Here is a 19,713-nt window from a genome sequence, read left to right on the forward strand (position 1 = left end):
TAGTTACACTTCACTTTGGAGATTCGGCCCTGAATGGACGAGTGTGGGACCTCGCTTCATGCAATCCAGGCTTACTTTGCCTGCACATAAACCAAGGAATAGGCGACCAGAATTGAATCAATCCCTCAAGCCCGGCGAGAACACCACCATCAACCAGTCGAAAGGTCAGGTGCTGGTAACGCATTCTGCCGGCGCAAACCTCGACGTGAACCTGACGGCCTTCCTCATCACTGACTCCGGAAAAGTGGTCGATGACAGTGGGATGGTCTTCTTCAATGCGCCGGAGCATGCGTCCGGCGCGGCCGCATTCTCGCCTCCCATCATCCAGGCCGGCTCGATCAGTCACAGCATCAGCTTTGATCTGAGTCGCCTGCCAGCCTCTATCTCGAAGATCGCCATCACCTTGACCCAAGATGGCACCGGAGGAGGTTTCGCAGGAGTACCAAACCTCAGCGCACGTGTTCTTGCCGGCGACCAGGTGCTGGATCTTGCGCCTGGGGCATTTGAGCGGGAGACGGGCATCATCGTACTCGAGCTCTACGTCCGAAACGGTCAAGCGAAGGCGCGCTCTGTCTGGCAGGGTTTCGCCTCGGGCCTGGTCGGGCTCTGTGGCATGTATGGAGTCGAGGTCGACGATGAGCCGGCAACTGCCCTGATCCCAGCCGCGCCCCCTGCGAAACCGGTCAGCATCACCAAGACGGTGATCACCTTGGACAAACCCGGGAGCACGCACAAGGTCTCTCTGGAGAAAGGCGCGGCCGCGCCGAAGGTCATCAAGGTCAGCGCCAGGTGGGTGGACAACGGAGACGGTCGAGACAACGACGACCTTGACCTGCGAATCGGTATCCTTCGCCCAGACGGTCGGATGTCCATCATTCAGGCGCCTGACAAGCGCGGTTCCTTCGAGGCTGACCCCTTCGTGTTACATACCGGCGATGTGGTAAGCGCGAGCACCTCTGCCCCAGGGATCGAAACCGTCGAGATCAATGCAGCCATCTCTCATCTTATGGGCGGCAAAGTCGCGCTGGTCTGCAGCGTCTATTCCGCCGTCGACAACGGAGCAGTGTCGGTTGCCTCCCTCAAGCCGAAAATGCGGATGGAGTACGGGGACGAGGTCGTAGAGTGTGCCTTCGAATTCAAAGGAGGATTTTTCAGTAGCCTGGTTTACACCTACGTCTTGGGGATGATCGAGATCGATGGCGACGAAATTCGCATCAGCCCCAGTGGCGTTACCTCCAAAACTGGATCGGAAGCCACGCCTTGGCTAACCCGCAAAGGGGACAGGGTCGAGTTGACGATGGACGGCCCGCATGTATTTAAAGGCCGTCCGCTTGAGCGCAAAGGGAACAAGCATTACGTGTGATGGCGATAGCCCGGTGCCCAGGCGTTCGCCTTGCACCGGGCTCGTGCTACTTGACCCTCCAAGGGGACTGGTAGGTAGGGAGATCGCCGCGGGATCGTTGACGACAATGCCCCCATGCGCGGGCAGCTCATCGTAAGGTAGCGATTCCGCTATTTCACACTTTCAACCTTCAACACCGTGCTCATCCATTTTGGTAGTTTGCAGGCCAGCAACTTGACAAAGTCTTCAGGTCTGAGTCCTTTCTTGATCGCTGCTATGCATTCCGGAGTGGAGCCTTCTTTGCCGAGATAATACAGTGCGCTGATAGCCACCCCTACCTCAGTTCCTGCATGCTGCATGACCATCGTTGTCGCATGTATTAGCCTGATTTCAGCGTTTCCTATGAATACTGAGCGGCTGGCGCCGTTAGTGTAAAAGATTGGAATAAGCGGCATCTGGGTACTGAGCCCAAACCTCCTGACGGCATTGGCACCATGGATTTGTAAAGACAAGTGCTTCTGCCTGGCAATTACGCTGATCAATTGCCAGTGGTTGGGACGAGCCCTGGCAACGTAAAGTCCGGGTTTCGGGCGCATATAAATCCCACGATACACCCGTTCGAGTTCGCCTCGTTTGACCAGTCGAGCTATTGCCTTGGATACGGCATTTTTCGTTCCAAACCCTGTGAAACGGCTAATGCTGAACGGCTGCCCTTTAGGTAGTCGCTTGACTCGTTGCGTAATCCGGGCGTATACCGACTGGGCTTGATCAGTGCTGAGCATCGTGGCATTTACGCCTATAGCGTGAAGTCTAACGACGAACTGAAAAGTGGCTGATGGAACGCAATCACCCTTCGCCGATATTCATCATCTTGAGCGTCATTTACTAGGCACTCTTCGAGGCGCCCCAGCGAGAAAACTTGATCGGCGGAGGGGGAGTGTCTAAGCAGGCTTTTCGCATAGCTGCGAATGTCATCAGGTAGCTCGGTGTTACGAGAGAGGTCGCGGAGAAAAGCTTCGGTCTTGACGACACTCCGGGTTCTTTCATGCGGAAGGGTCAAAGCGGCTACCTCCTTATTCGGTTATTCCAATCTACGAGACCAGAACGGGCAAGTCGCGCGCTTACCCCTAATTTGTCCGCGATTCGACGTGGTGCGGCTGATGGATTTTCAGCCCTACAATCAGTTTTTTTCCCAGTAGTTATCTTTGCTGACCAGACCAAAATCTTCAGAAGCAAATGGCTGATCATCATCGAACATACCATTGACCATGCGCTCCCGACGCAACCCACTCAGCACCCTGAAAAAGCAGGGCTCACAGAGATGCACCCGGTAGTGCTGCCCATCATGCGGGGAGCCATATCCCCATTGGGCTTCAAGCTTGCCGTATTGGGGACCGTAGCCGGGAATACCCGTGCCAGAGCGGCACACGTCGCAGATCACATCCTCAACGACATCGACCAATGCCTGCGACTTAATCTCCATGTACACCTCACGATTACGTTCCAAACGACGCCGGCCGGGTATGGAATCATGAACACCAACATCATTGGATCTGCCTCGACTGGCTGAGCATCAAAAACAAGCCAGTAGCTGCTGCCGATAATGCTGGGAAAAGCTGACCTGGTAAGCGGGCTCAATTGCAAAGCCATCCAGCGAAATGATGTCCGTAGGCTGCGATCCAATACCCGGTTCTGCACTACCTAACCCCGCACCGCCGAAACCTTCGACATGACCCAAAGTGCCCATCGGCTCAGGTTTGGACACTGGAGTAAAACCAGGCATCTGCACATCGCTCAAAACTGCCAGGTCATCAGGCAAGTCATTCGATATTCGCTCCGCAAAGCCCTGAAGCGTTGACTCCGCTAACATGAATAGCCACGCTTGGTCGTCGGACTCACCTGTGCGCCGCAGCACTCGTCCCAGCACTTGCCGGTAATGCAGTTCGGTGCGGATACGGCTGAGATAGCAGCACACTTGCAGGCGGGGAATGTCGGTACCTTCGCTGATCATTCCGACGGCCACAATCCAGCGGCAGGCGCTGCTCCGGAATGCATTGATCACCTGTTGCGCATCCGGGGTTTTGTTGGTCACGATGCGGCACTCTTCACCCATTGCTTCTAGAGCCAGTGCAACTTGTTGGGCGTGTTCGATGTCTGTGGCCACCACCAAACCAGCAGCATCAGGTTTGATCTGGCGTAGCTCGTTCAGCTTGCTGCAGCCAAGATCGAGGATTGGATTGATCACCTCGTCATGACGCAGAAGTTCCTCATAGGTGACAGGTGAGTCCCCTAAAAGCTTGGCGATGCTGGGAAACAGCCTCACGGAGCTATCTGCGCCAAGCTCTTCCGTAAGTTTCACCTTCTGATTGTCGAGCAACACTATGCGAGGTGATCGGCACACGTCGTCGGCAATGGCATCTTTCAAGCCATAACGGTAATCACAGATCAAATGCCCCTCGGGCGAAGAGTAACGAGCCAATGCGATGGCCTTATCGTCCGAACGCCAGGGCGTGCCAGACAGGGCCAACGTGAAGGCAGCCCGATCCTGTATCCGATGCAGTATCTGCTGCCCCCAAGCATTGCTGAACAGCGGATCGTGGCCGGCGCAATGGTGGATCTCATCGAAGACCACGAACACCCGGTAGTCATCGAGAAGCTGCCAGAATCCCTCATCACGGTATTCCATGGCCTGATAGGTATAAGCCGCGCCCACGGCACCTATCTGGCCGTCGAGACGCCTGCCTAGCACAGCCGCAAAGGTCGAACGAAAACCCTCCACGACCTGGCAGGACGGCGCAAAGCACAGCACCAAATCGATTCTGTCCTGCTCAAGCAGTCGGCTGGCCAGTTCTGCAGCCATGCGTGTCTTTCCGGCTCCCGGCGTAGCCTGGCAGAAGAAGTGCGGCGTGACGGTAAAGTGCTCCAACGCCCGAGTGATGCAGCTGTCCTGCCAGCTCCGTAGCGAACTGCTCATCATGGTGCAGCGAGCGTTTTGAGGGCCTTTTCGATGGCGCGCAGATGCCCCAAGAGGCGAGAACTGCGATCCCTGGCTTCCAGGTAATCGCCTTCAAGCTTGTCCCGGAAATGCGGCATTTCGTCCAGAAGCAGTTTGAATCGCTCTGCCTCGCCCATTGAGGTGAGAAAGTCCAAGCGGATTTCCTTGTGGAGCGCTTCCAACTGCAAATCCGTATTGGCTGACGACTTAAGTGGCAAAGCTTCCACGTCGGGTACTGCCGTGTCTGGTTCGGGCACTCCGGCAACCATAAGGCTGTTCTCAAAACCGTTGTCGATCAGTTCCAGTTGCAGATGTACTGGAATCGGCTGCAGGTGGTAGACCTGTCCTCGAACACGACGATCCTTATCCAGCACAACCCAGCCTGCGCGCACTAATCGGCGGATCTGCTCATACACATAGCGGCGCACATCGGCGATACGGAAATGTGTGCCACTCAAGCGAGCGGCATAAGCATCGCGCAGTTCACGGGTCGTAAACGTTGTACGCCCTGGCTCCTGAAGCAGCTCATACAGACGCCTGTCGAAGATAAGCGAGGCCGATTTCATTGAGGCACCAGAAGAATTAGCGCGAAAATGCGGATTATAATCCGTGGCCTCTGCGTCCGCAAACGCACGATAGTGCCGCCTCAAGTTGAATTGAGACGGTCATGGATAAGTTGGCGAAAGCGTTAGGGGAACGCATCCGAATGCAGAGGAAGGTCTGCCGGATTTCCCAAGACGCATTGGCGCTGGCGTGCAGTCTCGACCGCAGCTATGTAGGTCGCATCGAGCGTGGCGAGGTCAACATTACCGTCGAGAAGCTCTACCGCATCGCAGGCGAACTCGCCTGCGATCCTTCAAGCCTTCTGCCACCGCCATCTGAGATTCTGAGCTGATCAAGTAATACTGGCGCTAAGCCGAGTACGTCGGCAAGCGCAAGCAGATCCGCAGGGAGCTGTTTCTGATTGAGATGGGCCTGGTGGTATCGTGGAAGAATCTAATTGCCCTGATCGATTCGCACTACCCAAAGGGGAAGGGCATTCGCCCGGCGTACCCGTTGATGGCAATGCTGAGCGTGCATCTGATTCAGAACTGGGCTAGGTGTCTCTACTGTCGGCAAGATCTTCTGAAAGAGTCGAGCGACTGGAGTTCTGTGTAAGCGAATAGCTGGAAGGTGGTAAAAGCGTTACAGAATAAAAAATGATTAGAATCATGCACTTATATTTGTAACATGTTACAACCGGCATATTTCACATGTTCCCACTCGATGCGCCGCGCGCGGTTGGCGTTCTTCCTCGGCTTGTAGCCGCAACTGGCGAGGTCGACACGATTTCCCGAGTAGCGACAGCCGCAGTAGAACTCCACGGATTGCCGGGCGTAGAGCTTCCAGCCGATCTTCTTCGCTTCGGAGAAGGTGCGCGGGGCGTTGGCCTGGCCGGCGCTGGCGAGGAGGAGGGCGAAAAGGCCTACAAACAAACGGGAAAGCATGCGGCAACTTCCAAAAAAATCCGCATGTTACTGATTTTGCAGGAGATGCCAATCGTGGCCAGTCCATGGCCAGGCGAGGGACGGACCTTCCCGTTTGCGCCGCGTCCATGCGGTGGTTAGTATGCGTTCCGTATATGTTTTGTAGTCGAGGTGTAGTGTGGGGCTGGTGAAGATTTCCGAGCAATTGCACGAAGAGGCGCGCATTGCCTGCAAGGCCATGTCGCGCTCGATCAATGCCCAGGCCGAGCACTGGATGCGCATCGGCATGCTGATCGAAGCCAATCCCGGCCTGACCTATGCGCAGGTGCTACGCCAATTGATGGACGAGGCGCGCGAAAGCGACCGCCGCGAGCAGGGCGCGGCGAGGATCTCGGGATGATCAAGAGCGCGGAGGAAGTCCAGCGCATGAGCGTGGCCGGCGCGCTCACCGCGAAAGTCCTCGAAGCCCTCGACGAGGTGGTGCGGCCGGGCATCAGCACGGCAGAGATCGACCGCTTCTGCGAGCGCTACATCGTCGACACCCTCGCGGCGATTCCCGGTAGCAAGGGGCAGTACGGCTATCCGTTCACGGTGAACACCTCGGTCAACGAGGTGGTCTGCCATGGCTGGCCGTCGGCGCAGCAGATCCTCCGCGACGGCGATATCGTCAACGTCGACGTCACGGTGATCAAGGACGGCTATTTCGGCGACAGCAGCAAGATGTACCGGGTCGGCGCCATCGACCGCAAGGCGCAGAAGCTGCTCGACGTCACCCGCGAATGCCTGTACCGGGCGATCCGCGTGGTGCGCCCGGACGCCACCCTCGGCGATATCGGGCATGCCATCCAGAGTCACGCGGAAGCCAACGGTTATTCGGTGGTCCGCGAATACTGCGGGCATGGCATCGGCCGCAAGATGCACGAGGCGCCGCAGGTCCTGCACTTCGGTCGCGCTGGCGCGGGTGCGCGGCTGAAGGCCGGGATGACCTTCACCATCGAACCGATGATCAACCAGGGCGGCCACGCGGTGAAGCTGCACAAGGACGGCTGGACCGTGACCACTCGCGACCGCCGCCTGTCGGCCCAGTACGAGCACACCGTGCTGGTCACCGAGCGGGGTTGCCGGGTCCTGACCCTGCGCGAAGAGGAGCGCGAGGCGCTGGCCGACCTGGCTGGCTGATCGACGCCCGGCCTGGTTACACTGCGACGACTTTTCCGAAGGGAGGCTGGCGGGTGTCCGGCAGGCGTTTTGGCGAGTTCGAACTGCGCGCCACCTGGTTGCGCGAGGACAGCGGCTATCTGGCCGAGATCGAGATAACCAGCATCGACGACGGACGCACCGAATGGCTGGTGCTGCCGGGCCAGCCGCCGTGCGAGAGTCCGGCGGCCGCGCTGTCGCTGGCGGAAGCGGCGCTGTACCGGGTGCGCGGCTTCGATGCGCGGGGCCGGCCACTGTTTTCCGACTGAGTCTGCTGGCAAATCGCATGATGCATTTCGCACGATCTTGCAGTTTGCACGGGCCGCTTCGCTGAGTATTTCCATAAGCTATTGATTTTAAATGGTTTTAATTTTCCATGTGGCTGGCACGAAAGCTGCCACCTTTCCCCGTGTTGCGGCTGCGCTGAAGTTCGCGGTCGGTTTTCTTGCAAGAGGGGATAAACGATCATGGAAAAGTCCATCAAGATGCTGTTCGATGCCTTCCAGGCCACCTTTGCCGTATCCACCCAGATGCGTCCGGACGGCGGCGCCCTGCTGACCCTGCGCAACGGCGAAGAGATCGTGACCCGTCGCGTGGTGTCTGCCGCCCAGTTGGCCGACGAGAAGCGCATGTACTGGTTCATCAACGCCGTGCGCCGCGACCTGGCCCTGGAAGCGGGGAGCCTGCCGGTGGATGTGGTCGGCACCCTGCGTCGTCTGCAGGAGCGCGGCTTGCCGAGCTACATGGCGGGCTGAACGGTTCGTCCGGAATCCTGGCGGAGACCTCCGGCAGGGCGGGCGAGAGTGCTAGAGTGAAGCTTCGAGGGGGCTGGGCGAGGATCGACTGGCCCCTGCGCGTGTCGGAAGGGAAGGCCAGGGCTGGCCTGCCCGTTCGGCGCTTCGGCAGGCTGGCGCAGAACGATGCAAGGTCGTTCGGGTCAGCATCAGGGATGAAATGACTGACAGGAGTCGGGATGCTGCGTTACGTCGTGGGTTTTCTCGCGTTCACCGTGCTGGCGGCCTATCTGCTGCTGGGGATTTCCCAGCACGCCTTCCTGCCGTGACAGGTCGGCGTGGCGGCTTCAGCTGCGTTGCGCAAGAGGCTGTGGCGGCCGCGCGGGATGCCGGTCTTCGGCTTGCCGTGCCTTGCGTTGCAGGCGTGCGCGCCGCCGCGGCACGCGCAGGAAGGCCCACAGGGTGACGCCGGCGAGGCCCAGCCAGGCGACGATCAGCAATGTGACGAAGGATTCGGGAGTCATGGTTCGTCCTCCTCTTACCCAAGGATAGACCCTGCGGGAAGGGGAATTACTGCAATCGGTCTTCGACCAAGGTCTGAAACGCGGTCACTCGGGGCCGGCGCCGACCAGGGCCAGGCAGCCGGTCAGGCTGGTCAGCAGGGGCAGGGCGAGCAGGAAAGCCAGCCAGATGGCCTCCATGCGCAACAGCGTGGCGCCGAGGAACAGTGCGACCAGGAGGATGGTCATGAGCAGGGCGGTCCAGCCGAAGTACATGGCGAAGTTGTCGATGCCCAGGCCGATGCCCCAGCCCAGCAGCAGGGCCCATACCCCGGCCAACGCCAGGCTGAGGGCCAGCATGCTCGCCAGTGTCCGGGCGGACGGGGCATGCAGCGGGTGGTTGCGGAATAGCTCGTAGAAGATCGGCGTATTCATCGGCGTCACCTCCGCAGGGGAACTTCCAGCCTAGTCCAGCGGGCGAGACGGCCCTAGACCTATTTGTCATTACGGGACGTGACCTCAGGCCGTTAACATCCATCTTTTCCAGGCGATGCCGTGCATCGGGCTGCGGGCCCGATCACCGTTCGTCGCGCTGAGTCGAAAAAGAAACCGAAAGGGTTGCGTGCATGAGTGGCGAACTCGCCTCGTTCGAGGTGGATGGGTATCAACTGGTCTATCAGGACCTGGGCGAGGGCACCCCGGTGCTACTGGTCCACGGTTCGCTATGCGACTACCGCTACTGGCAATGGCAGTTGCGCAGCCTCGGCGAACGCCACCGGCTGATCGTGCCGAGCCTGCGTCACTACTACCCCGAGCGCTGGGACGGGCAGGGTGCGGACTTCACCAGCGCCCGCCACGTCGCCGACCTGCTGGCGCTGGTCGAGCGGCTCGGCGAGCCGGTACACCTGCTCGGCCATTCCCGTGGCGGCAACCTGGCGTTGCGCCTCGCGCTGGCCGCTCCGGACGCCCTGCGTTCGCTGAGCCTGGCCGATCCCGGCGGCGACTATGCCGCCGAGGTCTACGCCCACGCCGGCCTGCCTGCGCCCGAGGAGCCATTGGAACGCAACCGGTTCCGGCGCCAGGCGCTCGAATTGATCCGTGGCGGCGAGGCGGAACGAGGACTGGAACTGTTCGTCGATACGGTGAGCGGCGCCGGGGTATGGAAACGCTCGTCGGCGACGTTCCGCCGAATGACCCTGGACAACGCCATGACCTTGGTCGGGCAGGTGGCCGACCAGCCACCGGCACTGGCGCTGTCGGAACTGCGCTCGATCGACCTGCCGAGCCTGATCCTCAATGGCGAACGCAGTCCTCTGCCATTCCCGGCCACCGCCGAGGCGCTGGCGGCGGCCCTGCCGCGCGCCGAGCTGCAACGCATCCAGGGCGCGTCCCATGGCCTCAATGCCACCCGTCCGGCGGCTTTCAACCGGTCGGTACTGGAGTTCCTGGCGCGCGTCGATGGCGTTGCGCCGGACGTGGAAACGTCCTGAAGCGAGGCCGGGCGAACTGACCGCTCGTCAGCTCGCCGCGGATGCTTTACCATGGGCGCTTCGCGCCGGATCAGCTCCGGCGTTTTTCGTCAGTATCCATTCCCAGTGATCTCCGTCCGCGCGCTTCGGCGCAGGGGTGCCGCAAGGCGCCTGCCACTGTGAGGCAGGCCGGCCCGGCGGGCGACGCTTACTGGCACATCCCAACCCACGTGGCCTTTGGTAGGGGTCACCACTAGGAGAGGAGGCGCCATGCCCATCATTACTCTTCCCGACGGCAGTCAACGTTCCTTCGATCACCCGGTCTCCGTGGCCGAGGTGGCCCAATCCATCGGCGCGGGCCTGGCCAAGGCGACCCTCGCCGGCAAGGTCGACGGCCGCCTGGTCGACGCCTGCGACACCATCGATCGCGATGCGACCCTGCAGATCATCACGCCCAAGGACGAGGAAGGACTGGAGATCATCCGCCACTCCTGCGCCCACCTGGTCGGCCATGCGGTCAAGCAGCTCTATCCGACCGCGAAGATGGTCATCGGCCCGGTGATCGAGGAAGGCTTCTACTACGACATCTTCTTCGAGCGCCCCTTCACCCCCGAGGACATGGCCGCGATCCAGCAGCGCATGCGCGAGCTGATCGACAAGGACTACGACGTGATCAAGAAGATGACCCCGCGCGCCGAGGTCATCGAGCTGTTCAAGTCCCGTGGCGAAGACTACAAGCTGCGCCTGATCGACGACATGCCGGACGAGAAGGCCATGGGCCTGTACTTCCATGAGGAATACGTGGACATGTGCCGCGGCCCGCACGTGCCGAACACCCGCTTCCTCAAGGCGTTCCAACTGACCAAGATTTCCGGCGCCTACTGGCGCGGCGACTCGAAGAACGAGCAGCTGCAACGTATCTACGGCACCGCCTGGGCCGACAAGAAGCAACTGGCGGCCTACATCCAGCGCATCGAAGAGGCCGAGAAGCGCGACCATCGCCGCATCGGTAAGCAGCTCGACCTGTTCCACCTGCAGGAAGAAGCGCCGGGCATGGTGTTCTGGCACCCGAATGGCTGGAGCGTCTACCAGGTGCTCGAGCAGTACATGCGCAAGGTCCAGCGCGACCATGGCTATGTCGAAGTGCGTACCCCGCAGGTGGTCGACCGTATCCTCTGGGAGCGTTCGGGCCACTGGTCGAACTACGCCGAGAACATGTTCACCACCTCCTCGGAAAGCCGCGACTACGCGGTCAAGCCGATGAACTGCCCGTGCCACGTGCAGATCTTCAACCAGGGCCTGAAGTCCTACCGCGACCTGCCGTTGCGCCTCGCCGAGTTCGGCGCCTGCCACCGCAACGAGCCGTCCGGCGCGCTGCACGGGATCATGCGCGTACGCGGCTTCACCCAGGACGACGCGCATATCTTCTGCACCGAAGAGCAGGTGAAGAAGGAAGCGGCCGATTTCATCAAGCTGACCTTGCAGGTCTATCGCGACTTCGGTTTCACCGACATCGCCATGAAGCTGTCGACCCGTCCGGCCAAGCGCGTCGGTTCCGACGAGCTGTGGGATCGCGCCGAAGGCGCGCTGGCCGATGCGCTGAACGAATCCGGCCTGGCCTGGGAGTACCAGCCGGGCGAGGGCGCGTTCTACGGGCCGAAGATCGAGTTCACCCTGAAGGACTGCCTCGGCCGTAACTGGCAGTGCGGCACCCTGCAGTACGACCCGAACCTGCCGGAGCGCCTGGACGCCAGCTACATCGCCGAGGACAACAACCGCAAGCGCCCGGTGATGCTGCACCGCGCGATCCTCGGGTCCTTCGAGCGCTTCATCGGCATGCTCATCGAACACTACGCCGGAGCCTTCCCGGCCTGGCTGGCGCCGACCCAGGCAGTGGTGATGAATATCACCGACAAGCAGGCCGATTTCGCCGCCGAGGTGGTGCGGATCCTCGGGGAAAGCGGATTCCGTGCCAAGTCCGACTTGAGAAACGAGAAGATCGGCTTTAAAATCCGCGAGCATACTTTGCTCAAGGTTCCCTATCTCTTGGTTATTGGAGATCGGGAAGTTGAATCGAAGGCCGTCGCGGTGCGTACGCGCGAAGGGGAAGACCTGGGCTCCATGCCCGTCACCCAGTTCGCTGAGCTGTTGGCACAGGCGGTTTCCCGGCGTGGTCGCCAAGACTCGGAGTAATCATTATTAAGCGTGAAATGAGACAGGATAAGCGAGCTCAACCGAAACCCCCGATCAACGAGAACATCTCGGCTCGTGAGGTACGGTTGATTGGAGCTGATGGCCAGCAGGTTGGTGTTGTTTCGATCGATGAGGCGATCCGCCTAGCCGAAGAGGCGAAGCTGGACCTGGTTGAGATTTCGGCCGACGCGGTGCCTCCTGTCTGCCGCATCATGGACTACGGCAAGCACCTGTTCGAGAAGAAGAAACAGGCTGCGGTCGCCAAGAAGAACCAGAAGCAGGCGCAGGTCAAAGAAATCAAGTTTCGTCCAGGGACGGAAGAAGGGGATTACCAGGTAAAACTACGCAACCTGGTACGTTTCCTTAGTGAAGGGGACAAGGCCAAGGTATCCCTGCGATTCCGCGGCCGTGAGATGGCTCACCAGGAGCTGGGGATGGAGCTGTTGAAGCGGGTCGAAGCCGACCTCGTGGAGTACGGCACCGTCGAGCAGCATCCTAAGCTGGAAGGACGCCAGCTGATGATGGTCATCGCTCCCAAGAAGAAAAAGTAACCACCAGGGCACTGGCAGGCCTTGCGGTTATGCGTAATCACTCAATGCGGAGTATCCGAACATGCCAAAGATGAAGACCAAAAGTGGCGCGGCCAAGCGCTTCAAGAAGACTGCTGGTGGCCTCAAGCACAAGCACGCCTTCAAGAGCCACATCCTGACCAAGATGACCACCAAGCGTAAGCGTCAACTGCGCGGCACCTCGATGCTGAACAAGTCTGACGTTGCGCGCGTAGAACGCTCCCTGCGTCTGCGCTGATTATTAAGGTAGAGGATTAATTCATGGCTCGTGTTAAGCGTGGCGTTATCGCCCGTCGTCGTCACAAGAAAATTCTGAAGCTCGCCAAGGGCTACTACGGTGCACGCTCGCGCGTGTTCCGCGTTGCCAAGCAGGCGGTGATCAAGGCTGGCCAATACGCCTACCGTGACCGTCGTCAGCGCAAGCGTCAGTTCCGCGCACTGTGGATCGCCCGTATCAACGCTGGTGCTCGTCAGAACGGTCTGTCCTACAGCCGCCTGATCGCCGGCCTGAAAAAGGCGGCCATCGAGATCGACCGTAAAGTCCTGGCCGATCTGGCAGTGAACGAAAAAGCGGCGTTTACCGCGATTGTCGAGAAAGCGAAGGCAAGCTTGGCTTAAGCCCTACGACAATCACCGGACCTCGGTCCGGACGTAACGTCACCGATAGGGGAAGAGCCTTACCGCTCTTCCCCTATTTTGTATCTGGAGTCCATACATGGAAAACCTGGATGCGCTGGTCTCTCAAGCATTGGAGGCTGTGCGACACACCGAAGACGTCAATGCCCTGGAGCAGATCCGGGTTCACTACCTCGGCAAGAAAGGCGAACTGACCCAGGTGATGAAGACCCTGGGCGACCTGCCGGCCGAAGAGCGGCCGAAGGTCGGTGCGCTGATCAACGTGGCCAAGGAAAAGGTCCAGGATGCGCTGAACGCGCGTAAGACCGAGCTGGAAGGGGCCGCGCTGGCCGCCCGGCTGGCCGCGGAGCGCATCGATGTCACCCTGCCTGGTCGTGGCCAACTGAGCGGCGGCCTGCATCCGGTCACTCGCACGCTGGAGCGCATCGAGCAGTGCTTCAGCCGCATCGGCTACGAAGTCGCCGAAGGCCCGGAAGTCGAAGACGACTACCACAACTTCGAAGCGCTCAACATTCCGGGCCACCACCCGGCGCGTGCCATGCACGACACTTTCTATTTCAATGCGAACATGCTGCTGCGTACCCACACTTCACCGGTGCAGGTGCGGACCATGGAGTCCCAGCAGCCGCCGATCCGCATTGTCTGCCCGGGGCGCGTCTACCGCTGCGACTCCGACCTGACCCACTCGCCGATGTTCCACCAGGTGGAAGGCCTGCTGGTGGACGAGGGCGTCAGCTTCGCCGACCTCAAGGGCACCATCGAGGAATTCCTCCGCGCCTTCTTCGAGAAGCAGCTCGAAGTGCGCTTCCGTCCGTCCTTCTTCCCCTTCACCGAGCCCTCGGCCGAAGTGGACATCCAGTGCGTGATCTGCAGCGGCAACGGCTGCCGCGTATGCAAGCAGACCGGCTGGCTGGAAGTCATGGGTTGCGGCATGGTGCACCCGAACGTGCTGCGCATGTCCAACATCGATCCCGAGAAATTCCAGGGCTTCGCCTTCGGCATGGGCGCCGAGCGCCTGGCCATGCTGCGCTACGGGGTGAACGACCTGCGTCTGTTCTTCGATAACGATCTGCGCTTCCTCGGACAATTCCGCTAGGCCAGAACGCAACCGGATTCCTTAGGAGAACAGGATGAAATTCAGTGAAAAGTGGCTGCGGAGCTGGGCAAATCCGCAGGTTTCCCATGACGAGCTGGTCGCTCGCCTGTCCATGGTCGGCCTCGAGGTCGACGCCGACCTGCCGGTCGCCGGCGCCTTCAGCGGCGTGGTGGTCGGCGAGGTGCTCTCGACCGAACAGCATCCGGACGCCGACAAGCTGCGCGTCTGCCAGGTCAGCAACGGCAGCGAGACCTTCCAGGTCGTCTGCGGTGCGCCCAACGTGCGCGCGGGCCTGAAGATTCCCTTCGCCATGATCGGCGCCGAACTGCCGGGCGACTTCAAGATCAAGAAAGCCAAGCTGCGTGGCGTCGAGTCCTTCGGCATGCTCTGCTCGGCCAAGGAATTGCAGATCAGCGAAGAGAACGCCGGTCTGCTCGAGCTGCCGGCCGACGCGCCGGTCGGCCAGGACGTCCGCACCTACCTGGAGCTGGACGACTACACCATCGAGGTCGGCCTGACCCCGAACCGCGGTGACTGCCTGTCGCTCGCCGGCCTGGCCCGCGAAGTCAGCGCCATCTACGACGTCCCGCTGGCGCCGGTGGCGGTGGATGCGGTCGCCGCGCAGCACGACGAGATCCGTCCGGTCGAGCTCGCCGCGCCGGCTGCCTGCCCACGCTACCTCGGTCGGGTGATCCGCAACGTCGACCTGAGCCGGCCGACCCCGTTGTGGATGGTCGAGCGCCTGCGCCGTTCCGACATCCGCAGCATCGACCCGGTGGTCGACGTCACCAACTACGTGATGATCGAACTGGGTCAGCCGATGCACGCCTTCGACCTTGCCGAGATCAACGGCGGCGTGCGCGTGCGCATGGCCGAGGACGGCGAGAAGCTGGTCCTGCTCGACGGCCAGGAAATCACCCTGCGCGCCGACACCCTGGTGATCGCCGACCACCAGCGCGCCCTGGCCATCGCCGGGGTGATGGGTGGCGAGCACAGCGGCGTCAGCGACAGCACCCGCGACCTGTTCCTCGAAGCTGCGTTCTTCGACACCATCGCCCTGGCCGGCAAGGCCCGCTCCTATGGCCTGCACACCGACTCCTCGCACCGCTTCGAGCGCGGCGTCGACAGCCAGCTGGCGCGCAAGGCCATGGAGCGCGCGACGCGCCTGATCCTCGACATCGTCGGCGGCGAGCCGGGGCCGGTCGTCGAGCGGGTCAGCGAAGCGCACCTGCCGAAGGTCGCGCCGATCACCCTGCGCGCCGAGCGTGTGACCCAGATGCTCGGCATGCCGCTGGACGCCACCGAGATCGTGCGCCTGCTGCAAGCCCTGGAACTGACTGTGGTGGCCGATGGGGAAGGGCAGTGGTCGGTCGGCGTTCCGAGCCATCGCTTCGACATTTCCCTGGAAGTCGACCTGATCGAGGAACTGGCCCGTCTCTACGGCTACAACCGCCTGCCGGTGCGCTACCCGCAGGCGCGCCTGGCGCCGAACAACAAGCCGGAAGCGCGCGCCGCGCTGCCGCTGCTGCGGCGCCTGCTGGTCGCTCGTGGCTACCAGGAAGCGATCACCTTCAGCTTCATCGATCCGGCCCTGTTCGAACTGTTCGATCCGGGTACCCAGCCGCTGACCCTGGCCAACCCGATCTCCGCCGACATGGCGGCGATGCGTTCCAGCCTCTGGCCGGGCCTGGTCAAGGCGCTGCAGCACAATCTCAACCGCCAGCAGTCGCGGGTCCGCCTGTTCGAAAGCGGCCTGCGCTTCGTCGGTCAACTGGAAGGCCTGAAGCAGGAAGCCATGCTCGCCGGCGCCATCTGCGGCAAGCGCCTGCCGGAAGGCTGGGCCAACGGCCGTGACGGCGTGGACTTCTTCGACGCCAAGGCCGATGTCGAGGCAGTGCTGGCCAGTGCCGGTGCCCTCGGCGACTTCAGCTTCGTGCCCGGCGAGCACCCGGCGCTACACCCGGGGCAGACCGCGCGCATCGAGCGGGAAGGGCGGCTGGTCGGCTACCTGGGCGCGCTGCATCCGGAACTGGCGAAGAAACTCGACCTCGAGCAGCCGGTGTTCCTCTTCGAGCTGCTGCTGGCCGAAGTGGTCGACGGCCACCTGCCGAAGTTCCGCGAGCTGTCGCGCTTCCCCGAAGTGCGCCGCGACCTGGCGCTGCTGGTCGACCAGGACGTGCCGGCACAAGACATCCTGACACAAATCCGTGCGGCGGCCGGCGAATGGCTGACGGACCTCAGGCTGTTTGATGTGTATCACGGTAAAGGCATTGATCCGCATAGAAAAAGCCTGGCCGTCGGCTTGACCTGGCAGCATCCATCGCGCACTCTTAATGACGATGAAGTCAATAGCACGACGCAGAACATCGTCACGTCGTTGGAAGAAAGGTTCAATGCCACGTTAAGGAAATAGCGTATGGGGGCTCTGACGAAAGCTGAAATTGCGGAACGTCTGTACGAAGAGCTGGGCCTGAACAAACGGGAAGCCAAGGAGTTGGTGGAGCTGTTCTTCGAAGAGATCCGCCAGGCGCTGGAGCACAACGAGCAGGTCAAGTTGTCCGGTTTCGGCAACTTCGACCTGCGCGACAAGCGCCAGCGCCCCGGTCGCAACCCGAAGACCGGCGAAGAAATCCCGATCACGGCCCGCCGCGTTGTCACCTTTCGTCCAGGGCAGAAACTGAAGGCCAGGGTTGAGGCATATGCTGGAACCAAGTCATAACGACGAGCTGCCACCGATTCCCGGCAAGCGCTACTTCACCATCGGCGAAGTCAGCGACTTGTGCGCGGTCAAGCCCCACGTGCTGCGCTACTGGGAGCAGGAGTTCCCGCAGCTCAACCCGGTGAAGCGCCGCGGAAACCGCCGCTATTATCAGCGCCAGGACGTGCTGATGATCCGCCAGATCCGCGCGCTCCTCTACGACCAGGGCTTCACCATCGGCGGGGCGCGCCAGCGCCTCTCCGGCGACGAGGCCAAGGACGACGTCACCCAGTACAAGCAGCTCATTCGCCAGATGATCGCCGAGCTGGAAGAAGTCCTGCTGGTCCTGAAGAAGTGACGGAAGCAAAAAAACTTCCACTTATCAGAAGCTTAGTATATAGTGCGGCTCACTTCGGAAGCACAGCCACTGAGCTCGGAAGTACAGTCGGGGCGTAGCGCAGCCTGGTAGCGCACTTGCATGGGGTGCAAGGGGTCGAGTGTTCGAATCACTCCGTCCCGACCAAATTCTTGAAGCGGCTCAAATACTTACAGTGTTTGGGCCGTTTCGTTTAGTGGTTGTGCAAAACAGGCGCAAAATACGCGCAAAACTATTTCACACCGGCTTGGCAATAAAGGTGTGGCTGGCGTTCTCTTTGACCATCTCGCTCGGGGTATCCGTCAAGGTCTTCGGTTGGTTTGTTGTTCAACTTCAATTCCATCTGGAGGTATTTGTCATGGTAAAACTGAGCAATGCAATTAAAAGCGTTCTGGTGTGTGTAGTGTCCCTGCGGAGACCTGACGGTGAACATGCCCCCGATCGAGAGTTGGCTTAGAGAAAGAGCTGTCATGCCTACCCAAGAGGTACACTGCAGGGTTTGATTCCCTGCCTCCGCACCATTAGCTACTGATCTGGCTGATATCCAGATCAGGAATCGCATCTGACCAGACCACATCCGTGTGGTCTCGCAGATAGTTCTTCGTCATCTCCGCGCTGGCATGCCCAGCGATCTTTTGGCCATCTTTCCCGGCCTTCTTATACAGATGCAGCGAGAGGGCTCTGATCTCATGGAAGCCCGGCATCTCTTCGTCTTTCCATCCTGAATAGCAGGCTGCAGCCTCCCGCGCTTCCTTGAATGCTCTGGACAGATAACGCTCATCGATCTTCGTCCAATGCTCCTTTCGGTCAGCAAGCCCCAGTTTCCGATCCGGTCGCCGATGGATCAGGAAGGGGGAGGGGATGCCATCGTTACACCGATCCAGTACATCCTGAAGCTCAGGGGTAACTTGGAAACGGATCCAGGCCGCATCCGATACTTTGGCTGTCTTCTGCTGGATGAGGTAGAGAAACCCGTCCCGGATATCGTCGAATTTCATCGACAAGATGTCTGATCGCCTCTGGCCAGTGATCAGCGCAAGATCAATCGCATTCTGCAGCCAGGTTGGGGACTTCTCTCTGATCGCCTTGAGTCCTTCCCCGGTGTGGCGCTTGCGCTGCTTCTTTTCGATCCTGGGAATAATCCCAGCTGCAGGGTTATCCGGACATAGCCCTTTGGCGGCGGCATAGTTGAAGATATCGATAAGCAGAGTGGTCTGTCCTGGGCTGAGTGGACACTGACTTAAGGTGGATGGACTACCCCCGGTACGATAGACATTCCCGGCCTATGCTTTGAGCATAGGAGGAAGTCCATGTTCACACCGGAATTCAAGGCCGAAGCCGTCAGGCAGGTCATCAAGCGCGGATACACAGTCGCGGAAATCGCCGCGCGCCTCGTCGTCTCTACTCACAGCCTCTACAAATGGGTAAAAGCCGTCACCCCCAATAAGTCGGAGAAACAGGCCAGCGAATTACTCGAAGCCAAGAGTGAAATCTTGCGGCTGCGAGCCCAGGTGCGGCGTCTGGAAGAAGAGCGGGACATCCTAAAAAAGCCGCGCGGTACTTTGCCAGGGAGCCCGAGTGAAGTACCGATTCGTGAACGAGCATCGCCACCAGCACGCAATTACCAAGATGTGTCAGGTGCTGCGAATTGCTCGTGCCGGGTTCTATCAGTGGCTGCACAAGCCCGTTTCTGATCGCGAGCGGGAAAATAACCGGTTGCTGCAACTGATCCGCGACTCCTACGCGGCCAGTCGTGGTGTTTATGGTGCGCGCCGAGTCTTTGGCGACCTGCGGGAGGCTGGTGAGAGCTGTGGCAAAAATCGTGTTGCCCGTTTGATGCGGGCCCACAAGATCAAGGCATTGCGGGGTTACAAGGCACCCCGCCCAATTGCCGGTCGGCCTTCGATTATTGCCCCCAATCATCTCAATCGAGAGTTCACCGTCGATGCTCCCAACAAAGCTTGGGTGACCGACATTACCTACATTCGCACCTGGCAGGGCTGGCTGTATCTGGCGGTGGTGGTAGACCTGTACGCACGCAAGGTGGTTGGCTGGTCGATGAAACCAACGTTGGCCCGTGAGCTGGCTCTGGATGCCCTGCTTATGGCGCTCTGGCGGCGCAAACCAAAGGCACGCGTCATCGTGCATTCCGATCAGGGCAGTCAATACGGTAGTGACGACTGGAAGCGCTTCTGTGCTGCCAACAACCTAGAGCCCAGCATGAGCCGGCGCGGCAATTGTTGGGATAATGCCGTGGTGGAATCCTTCTTCAGTAGTTTGAAGAAAGAACGTATCCGCAAACGCATCTACAAAACCCGAGACATGGCCCGGGCCGATATTTTTGACTACATCGAGGTCTTCTACAACCGAACCCGGCGCCACAGTCATCTGGGTGGCGTCAGTCCCGAGGCCTTTGAAAGCGCCTCGTTATGAGGCTGGGAA

At 60.4% G+C, this 19,713-nt stretch carries 24 protein-coding genes, 1 tRNA gene and 3 pseudogenes; 19 read left to right on the forward strand and 9 right to left on the reverse strand.

The annotated features are described in order from the left end of the window. Positions 1-112 precede the first annotated feature (112 nt). The gene (locus HMPREF2886_RS18635; protein ID WP_023083422.1) at positions 113-1,363 is read left to right on the forward strand and encodes a TerD family protein; all 1,251 of its coding nucleotides are present in this window, start codon (positions 113-115) and stop codon (positions 1,361-1,363) included. A gap of 149 nt (positions 1,364-1,512) precedes the next feature. On the opposite strand, the gene HMPREF2886_RS33495 is transcribed toward HMPREF2886_RS18635, so the two are convergent. The 5 genes from HMPREF2886_RS33495 to HMPREF2886_RS18650 all read right to left on the reverse strand — a co-directional run bounded on the left by HMPREF2886_RS33495 (position 1,513) and on the right by HMPREF2886_RS18650 (position 4,903). Then, a complete protein-coding gene (locus tag HMPREF2886_RS33495) occupies positions 1,513-2,124 on the reverse strand; it encodes a DUF6088 family protein (protein WP_023083423.1) in 612 nt (203 codons plus the stop codon). 14 nt (positions 2,125-2,138) lie between these two features. Beyond that, positions 2,139-2,402 (reverse strand): BPSL0761 family protein, encoded by a 264-nt coding sequence (locus HMPREF2886_RS35200; RefSeq protein WP_071535710.1) that lies wholly within the window; start codon positions 2,400-2,402, stop codon positions 2,139-2,141. A 120-nt stretch (positions 2,403-2,522) separates the two neighbouring features. Next, positions 2,523-2,825: a hypothetical protein gene (locus HMPREF2886_RS18640; RefSeq protein WP_023083424.1), complete on the reverse strand. Its 303-nt coding sequence runs from the start codon at positions 2,823-2,825 to the stop codon at positions 2,523-2,525. A gap of 90 nt (positions 2,826-2,915) precedes the next feature. After that, complete coding sequence (locus HMPREF2886_RS18645; protein WP_031634356.1) at positions 2,916-4,316, reverse strand: DEAD/DEAH box helicase; 1,401 nt, start codon at positions 4,314-4,316, stop codon at positions 2,916-2,918. Further along, positions 4,316-4,903, reverse strand: a complete 588-nt coding sequence (locus HMPREF2886_RS18650) for a hypothetical protein (protein WP_003090691.1) — start codon at positions 4,901-4,903, stop codon at positions 4,316-4,318. Before HMPREF2886_RS18650 ends, HMPREF2886_RS18645 begins: the two co-directional genes overlap by 1 nt. Before the next feature lie 101 nt (positions 4,904-5,004). On the opposite strand from HMPREF2886_RS18650, the gene HMPREF2886_RS18655 reads away from it, so the two are divergent. After that, entirely contained in the window at positions 5,005-5,232 is a 228-nt protein-coding gene (locus HMPREF2886_RS18655) for a helix-turn-helix domain-containing protein (RefSeq protein WP_003119937.1), read from the forward strand. Between the two features lie 47 nt (positions 5,233-5,279). Continuing rightward, positions 5,280-5,432 (forward strand): annotated as a pseudogene (locus HMPREF2886_RS18660) (IS5/IS1182 family transposase); the annotation flags it as partial. Between the two features lie 155 nt (positions 5,433-5,587). Here the strand turns inward: HMPREF2886_RS18660 and HMPREF2886_RS18665 are convergent. Beyond that, a pseudogene (locus HMPREF2886_RS18665) lies at positions 5,588-5,824 on the reverse strand (deoxyribonuclease); the annotation flags it as partial. Positions 5,825-5,981: 157 nt separating this feature from the next. Between HMPREF2886_RS18665 and HMPREF2886_RS18670 the strand changes: the two are divergent. The 4 genes from HMPREF2886_RS18670 (at position 5,982) to HMPREF2886_RS18685 (ending at position 7,755) form a co-directional block, all read left to right on the forward strand. After that, on the forward strand, positions 5,982-6,203 hold the full coding sequence (locus tag HMPREF2886_RS18670; RefSeq protein WP_003114412.1) for a ParD-like family protein: 222 nt from the start codon (positions 5,982-5,984) through the stop codon (positions 6,201-6,203). Continuing rightward, the gene (gene map, locus HMPREF2886_RS18675; protein WP_070748023.1) at positions 6,200-6,982 is read left to right on the forward strand and encodes a type I methionyl aminopeptidase; all 783 of its coding nucleotides are present in this window, start codon (positions 6,200-6,202) and stop codon (positions 6,980-6,982) included. The genes HMPREF2886_RS18670 and map overlap by 4 nt, the downstream gene beginning before the upstream one ends. A gap of 53 nt (positions 6,983-7,035) precedes the next feature. Beyond that, entirely contained in the window at positions 7,036-7,269 is a 234-nt protein-coding gene (locus HMPREF2886_RS18680) for a hypothetical protein (protein WP_003090686.1), read from the forward strand. A gap of 198 nt (positions 7,270-7,467) precedes the next feature. Beyond that, complete coding sequence (locus HMPREF2886_RS18685; RefSeq protein WP_003090684.1) at positions 7,468-7,755, forward strand: DUF3509 domain-containing protein; 288 nt, start codon at positions 7,468-7,470, stop codon at positions 7,753-7,755. 326 nt (positions 7,756-8,081) lie between these two features. Here HMPREF2886_RS18685 and HMPREF2886_RS18690 read toward each other — a convergent pair whose 3' ends face one another. Then, positions 8,082-8,258, reverse strand: a complete 177-nt coding sequence (locus HMPREF2886_RS18690; protein WP_033973315.1) for a hypothetical protein — start codon at positions 8,256-8,258, stop codon at positions 8,082-8,084. Between the two features lie 84 nt (positions 8,259-8,342). Beyond that, positions 8,343-8,669 (reverse strand): hypothetical protein, encoded by a 327-nt coding sequence (locus HMPREF2886_RS18695; protein ID WP_070748025.1) that lies wholly within the window; start codon positions 8,667-8,669, stop codon positions 8,343-8,345. Between the two features lie 191 nt (positions 8,670-8,860). Between HMPREF2886_RS18695 and HMPREF2886_RS18700 the strand changes: the two genes are divergently transcribed. The 11 genes from HMPREF2886_RS18700 (at position 8,861) to HMPREF2886_RS34305 (ending at position 17,728) form a co-directional block, all read left to right on the forward strand. Continuing rightward, positions 8,861-9,724 (forward strand): alpha/beta fold hydrolase, encoded by an 864-nt coding sequence (locus HMPREF2886_RS18700; RefSeq protein WP_070748027.1) that lies wholly within the window; start codon positions 8,861-8,863, stop codon positions 9,722-9,724. Between the two features lie 249 nt (positions 9,725-9,973). After that, on the forward strand, positions 9,974-11,896 hold the full coding sequence (gene thrS / locus HMPREF2886_RS18705; RefSeq protein WP_003090677.1) for a threonine--tRNA ligase: 1,923 nt from the start codon (positions 9,974-9,976) through the stop codon (positions 11,894-11,896). Continuing rightward, positions 11,896-12,447, forward strand: a complete 552-nt coding sequence (gene infC, locus HMPREF2886_RS18710) for a translation initiation factor IF-3 (protein WP_003119938.1) — start codon at positions 11,896-11,898, stop codon at positions 12,445-12,447. Before thrS ends, infC begins: the two co-directional genes overlap by 1 nt. A 61-nt stretch (positions 12,448-12,508) precedes the next feature. Continuing rightward, entirely contained in the window at positions 12,509-12,703 is a 195-nt protein-coding gene (gene rpmI / locus HMPREF2886_RS18715) for a 50S ribosomal protein L35 (protein ID WP_003090673.1), read from the forward strand. A 23-nt stretch (positions 12,704-12,726) separates the two neighbouring features. Next, on the forward strand, positions 12,727-13,083 hold the full coding sequence (rplT, locus tag HMPREF2886_RS18720) for a 50S ribosomal protein L20 (RefSeq protein WP_003099086.1): 357 nt from the start codon (positions 12,727-12,729) through the stop codon (positions 13,081-13,083). A 97-nt stretch (positions 13,084-13,180) separates the two neighbouring features. Continuing rightward, on the forward strand, positions 13,181-14,197 hold the full coding sequence (pheS, locus tag HMPREF2886_RS18725; protein WP_003090666.1) for a phenylalanine--tRNA ligase subunit alpha: 1,017 nt from the start codon (positions 13,181-13,183) through the stop codon (positions 14,195-14,197). A 34-nt stretch (positions 14,198-14,231) separates the two neighbouring features. Beyond that, positions 14,232-16,610 carry a phenylalanine--tRNA ligase subunit beta gene (gene pheT / locus HMPREF2886_RS18730; RefSeq protein ID WP_070748029.1) on the forward strand — a complete coding sequence of 793 codons (2,379 nt, stop codon included), beginning with the start codon at positions 14,232-14,234 and terminating at the stop codon, positions 16,608-16,610. Between the two features lie 3 nt (positions 16,611-16,613). Beyond that, the gene (ihfA, locus tag HMPREF2886_RS18735; protein WP_003090661.1) at positions 16,614-16,916 is read left to right on the forward strand and encodes an integration host factor subunit alpha; all 303 of its coding nucleotides are present in this window, start codon (positions 16,614-16,616) and stop codon (positions 16,914-16,916) included. Then, on the forward strand, positions 16,897-17,253 hold the full coding sequence (locus HMPREF2886_RS18740; RefSeq protein ID WP_003090655.1) for a MerR family transcriptional regulator: 357 nt from the start codon (positions 16,897-16,899) through the stop codon (positions 17,251-17,253). Before ihfA ends, HMPREF2886_RS18740 begins: the two co-directional genes overlap by 20 nt. A gap of 88 nt (positions 17,254-17,341) precedes the next feature. After that, positions 17,342-17,418 (forward strand) — tRNA-Pro (locus tag HMPREF2886_RS18745). Then, the gene (locus HMPREF2886_RS34305; protein ID WP_128688712.1) at positions 17,393-17,728 is read left to right on the forward strand and encodes a hypothetical protein; all 336 of its coding nucleotides are present in this window, start codon (positions 17,393-17,395) and stop codon (positions 17,726-17,728) included. The genes HMPREF2886_RS18745 and HMPREF2886_RS34305 overlap by 26 nt, the downstream gene beginning before the upstream one ends. Before the next feature lie 64 nt (positions 17,729-17,792). On the opposite strand, the pseudogene HMPREF2886_RS18750 reads toward HMPREF2886_RS34305, so the two are convergent. Beyond that, a pseudogene (locus tag HMPREF2886_RS18750) lies at positions 17,793-18,527 on the reverse strand (tyrosine-type recombinase/integrase); the annotation flags it as partial. 54 nt (positions 18,528-18,581) lie between these two features. Between HMPREF2886_RS18750 and HMPREF2886_RS18760 the strand changes: the two are divergent. Further along, positions 18,582-19,704, forward strand: a protein-coding gene (locus HMPREF2886_RS18760) for an IS3 family transposase (protein WP_218189073.1) whose coding sequence is annotated in 2 segments (ribosomal slippage) — positions 18,582-18,823 and positions 18,822-19,704 — 1,125 coding nt in all. Because the reading frame shifts where the segments join, the coding sequence is not laid out codon by codon here. Positions 19,705-19,713: the final 9 nt, after the last annotated feature.

Origin of the sequence: Pseudomonas sp. HMSC066A08, assembly GCF_001813025.1 — a bacterium.
Lineage (GTDB): Bacteria > Pseudomonadota > Gammaproteobacteria > Pseudomonadales > Pseudomonadaceae > Pseudomonas > Pseudomonas aeruginosa.

Bases quoted from the DNA above. Each gene is read 5' to 3' on its own strand.
- pheT (WP_070748029.1), top strand. From the start codon at position 14,232: ATGAAATTCAGTGAAAAGTGGCTGCGGAGCTGGGCAAATCCGCAGGTT.
- pheS (WP_003090666.1), top strand. From the start codon at position 13,181: ATGGAAAACCTGGATGCGCTGGTCTCTCAAGCATTGGAGGCTGTGCGA.
- rplT (WP_003099086.1), top strand. From the start codon at position 12,727: ATGGCTCGTGTTAAGCGTGGCGTTATCGCCCGTCGTCGTCACAAGAAA.
- HMPREF2886_RS18655 (WP_003119937.1), top strand. From the start codon at position 5,005: ATGGATAAGTTGGCGAAAGCGTTAGGGGAACGCATCCGAATGCAGAGG.
- thrS (WP_003090677.1), top strand. From the start codon at position 9,974: ATGCCCATCATTACTCTTCCCGACGGCAGTCAACGTTCCTTCGATCAC.
- HMPREF2886_RS18645 (WP_031634356.1), bottom strand. From the start codon at position 4,316: ATGAGCAGTTCGCTACGGAGCTGGCAGGACAGCTGCATCACTCGGGCG.
- HMPREF2886_RS33495 (WP_023083423.1), bottom strand. From the start codon at position 2,124: ATGCTCAGCACTGATCAAGCCCAGTCGGTATACGCCCGGATTACGCAA.
- map (WP_070748023.1), top strand. From the start codon at position 6,200: ATGATCAAGAGCGCGGAGGAAGTCCAGCGCATGAGCGTGGCCGGCGCG.
- ihfA (WP_003090661.1), top strand. From the start codon at position 16,614: ATGGGGGCTCTGACGAAAGCTGAAATTGCGGAACGTCTGTACGAAGAG.
- HMPREF2886_RS18695 (WP_070748025.1), bottom strand. From the start codon at position 8,669: ATGAATACGCCGATCTTCTACGAGCTATTCCGCAACCACCCGCTGCAT.
- rpmI (WP_003090673.1), top strand. From the start codon at position 12,509: ATGCCAAAGATGAAGACCAAAAGTGGCGCGGCCAAGCGCTTCAAGAAG.
- HMPREF2886_RS18650 (WP_003090691.1), bottom strand. From the start codon at position 4,903: ATGAAATCGGCCTCGCTTATCTTCGACAGGCGTCTGTATGAGCTGCTT.
- HMPREF2886_RS18640 (WP_023083424.1), bottom strand. From the start codon at position 2,825: ATGGAGATTAAGTCGCAGGCATTGGTCGATGTCGTTGAGGATGTGATC.
- HMPREF2886_RS18700 (WP_070748027.1), top strand. From the start codon at position 8,861: ATGAGTGGCGAACTCGCCTCGTTCGAGGTGGATGGGTATCAACTGGTC.
- HMPREF2886_RS18685 (WP_003090684.1), top strand. From the start codon at position 7,468: ATGGAAAAGTCCATCAAGATGCTGTTCGATGCCTTCCAGGCCACCTTT.
- HMPREF2886_RS18740 (WP_003090655.1), top strand. From the start codon at position 16,897: ATGCTGGAACCAAGTCATAACGACGAGCTGCCACCGATTCCCGGCAAG.
- HMPREF2886_RS18690 (WP_033973315.1), bottom strand. From the start codon at position 8,258: ATGACTCCCGAATCCTTCGTCACATTGCTGATCGTCGCCTGGCTGGGC.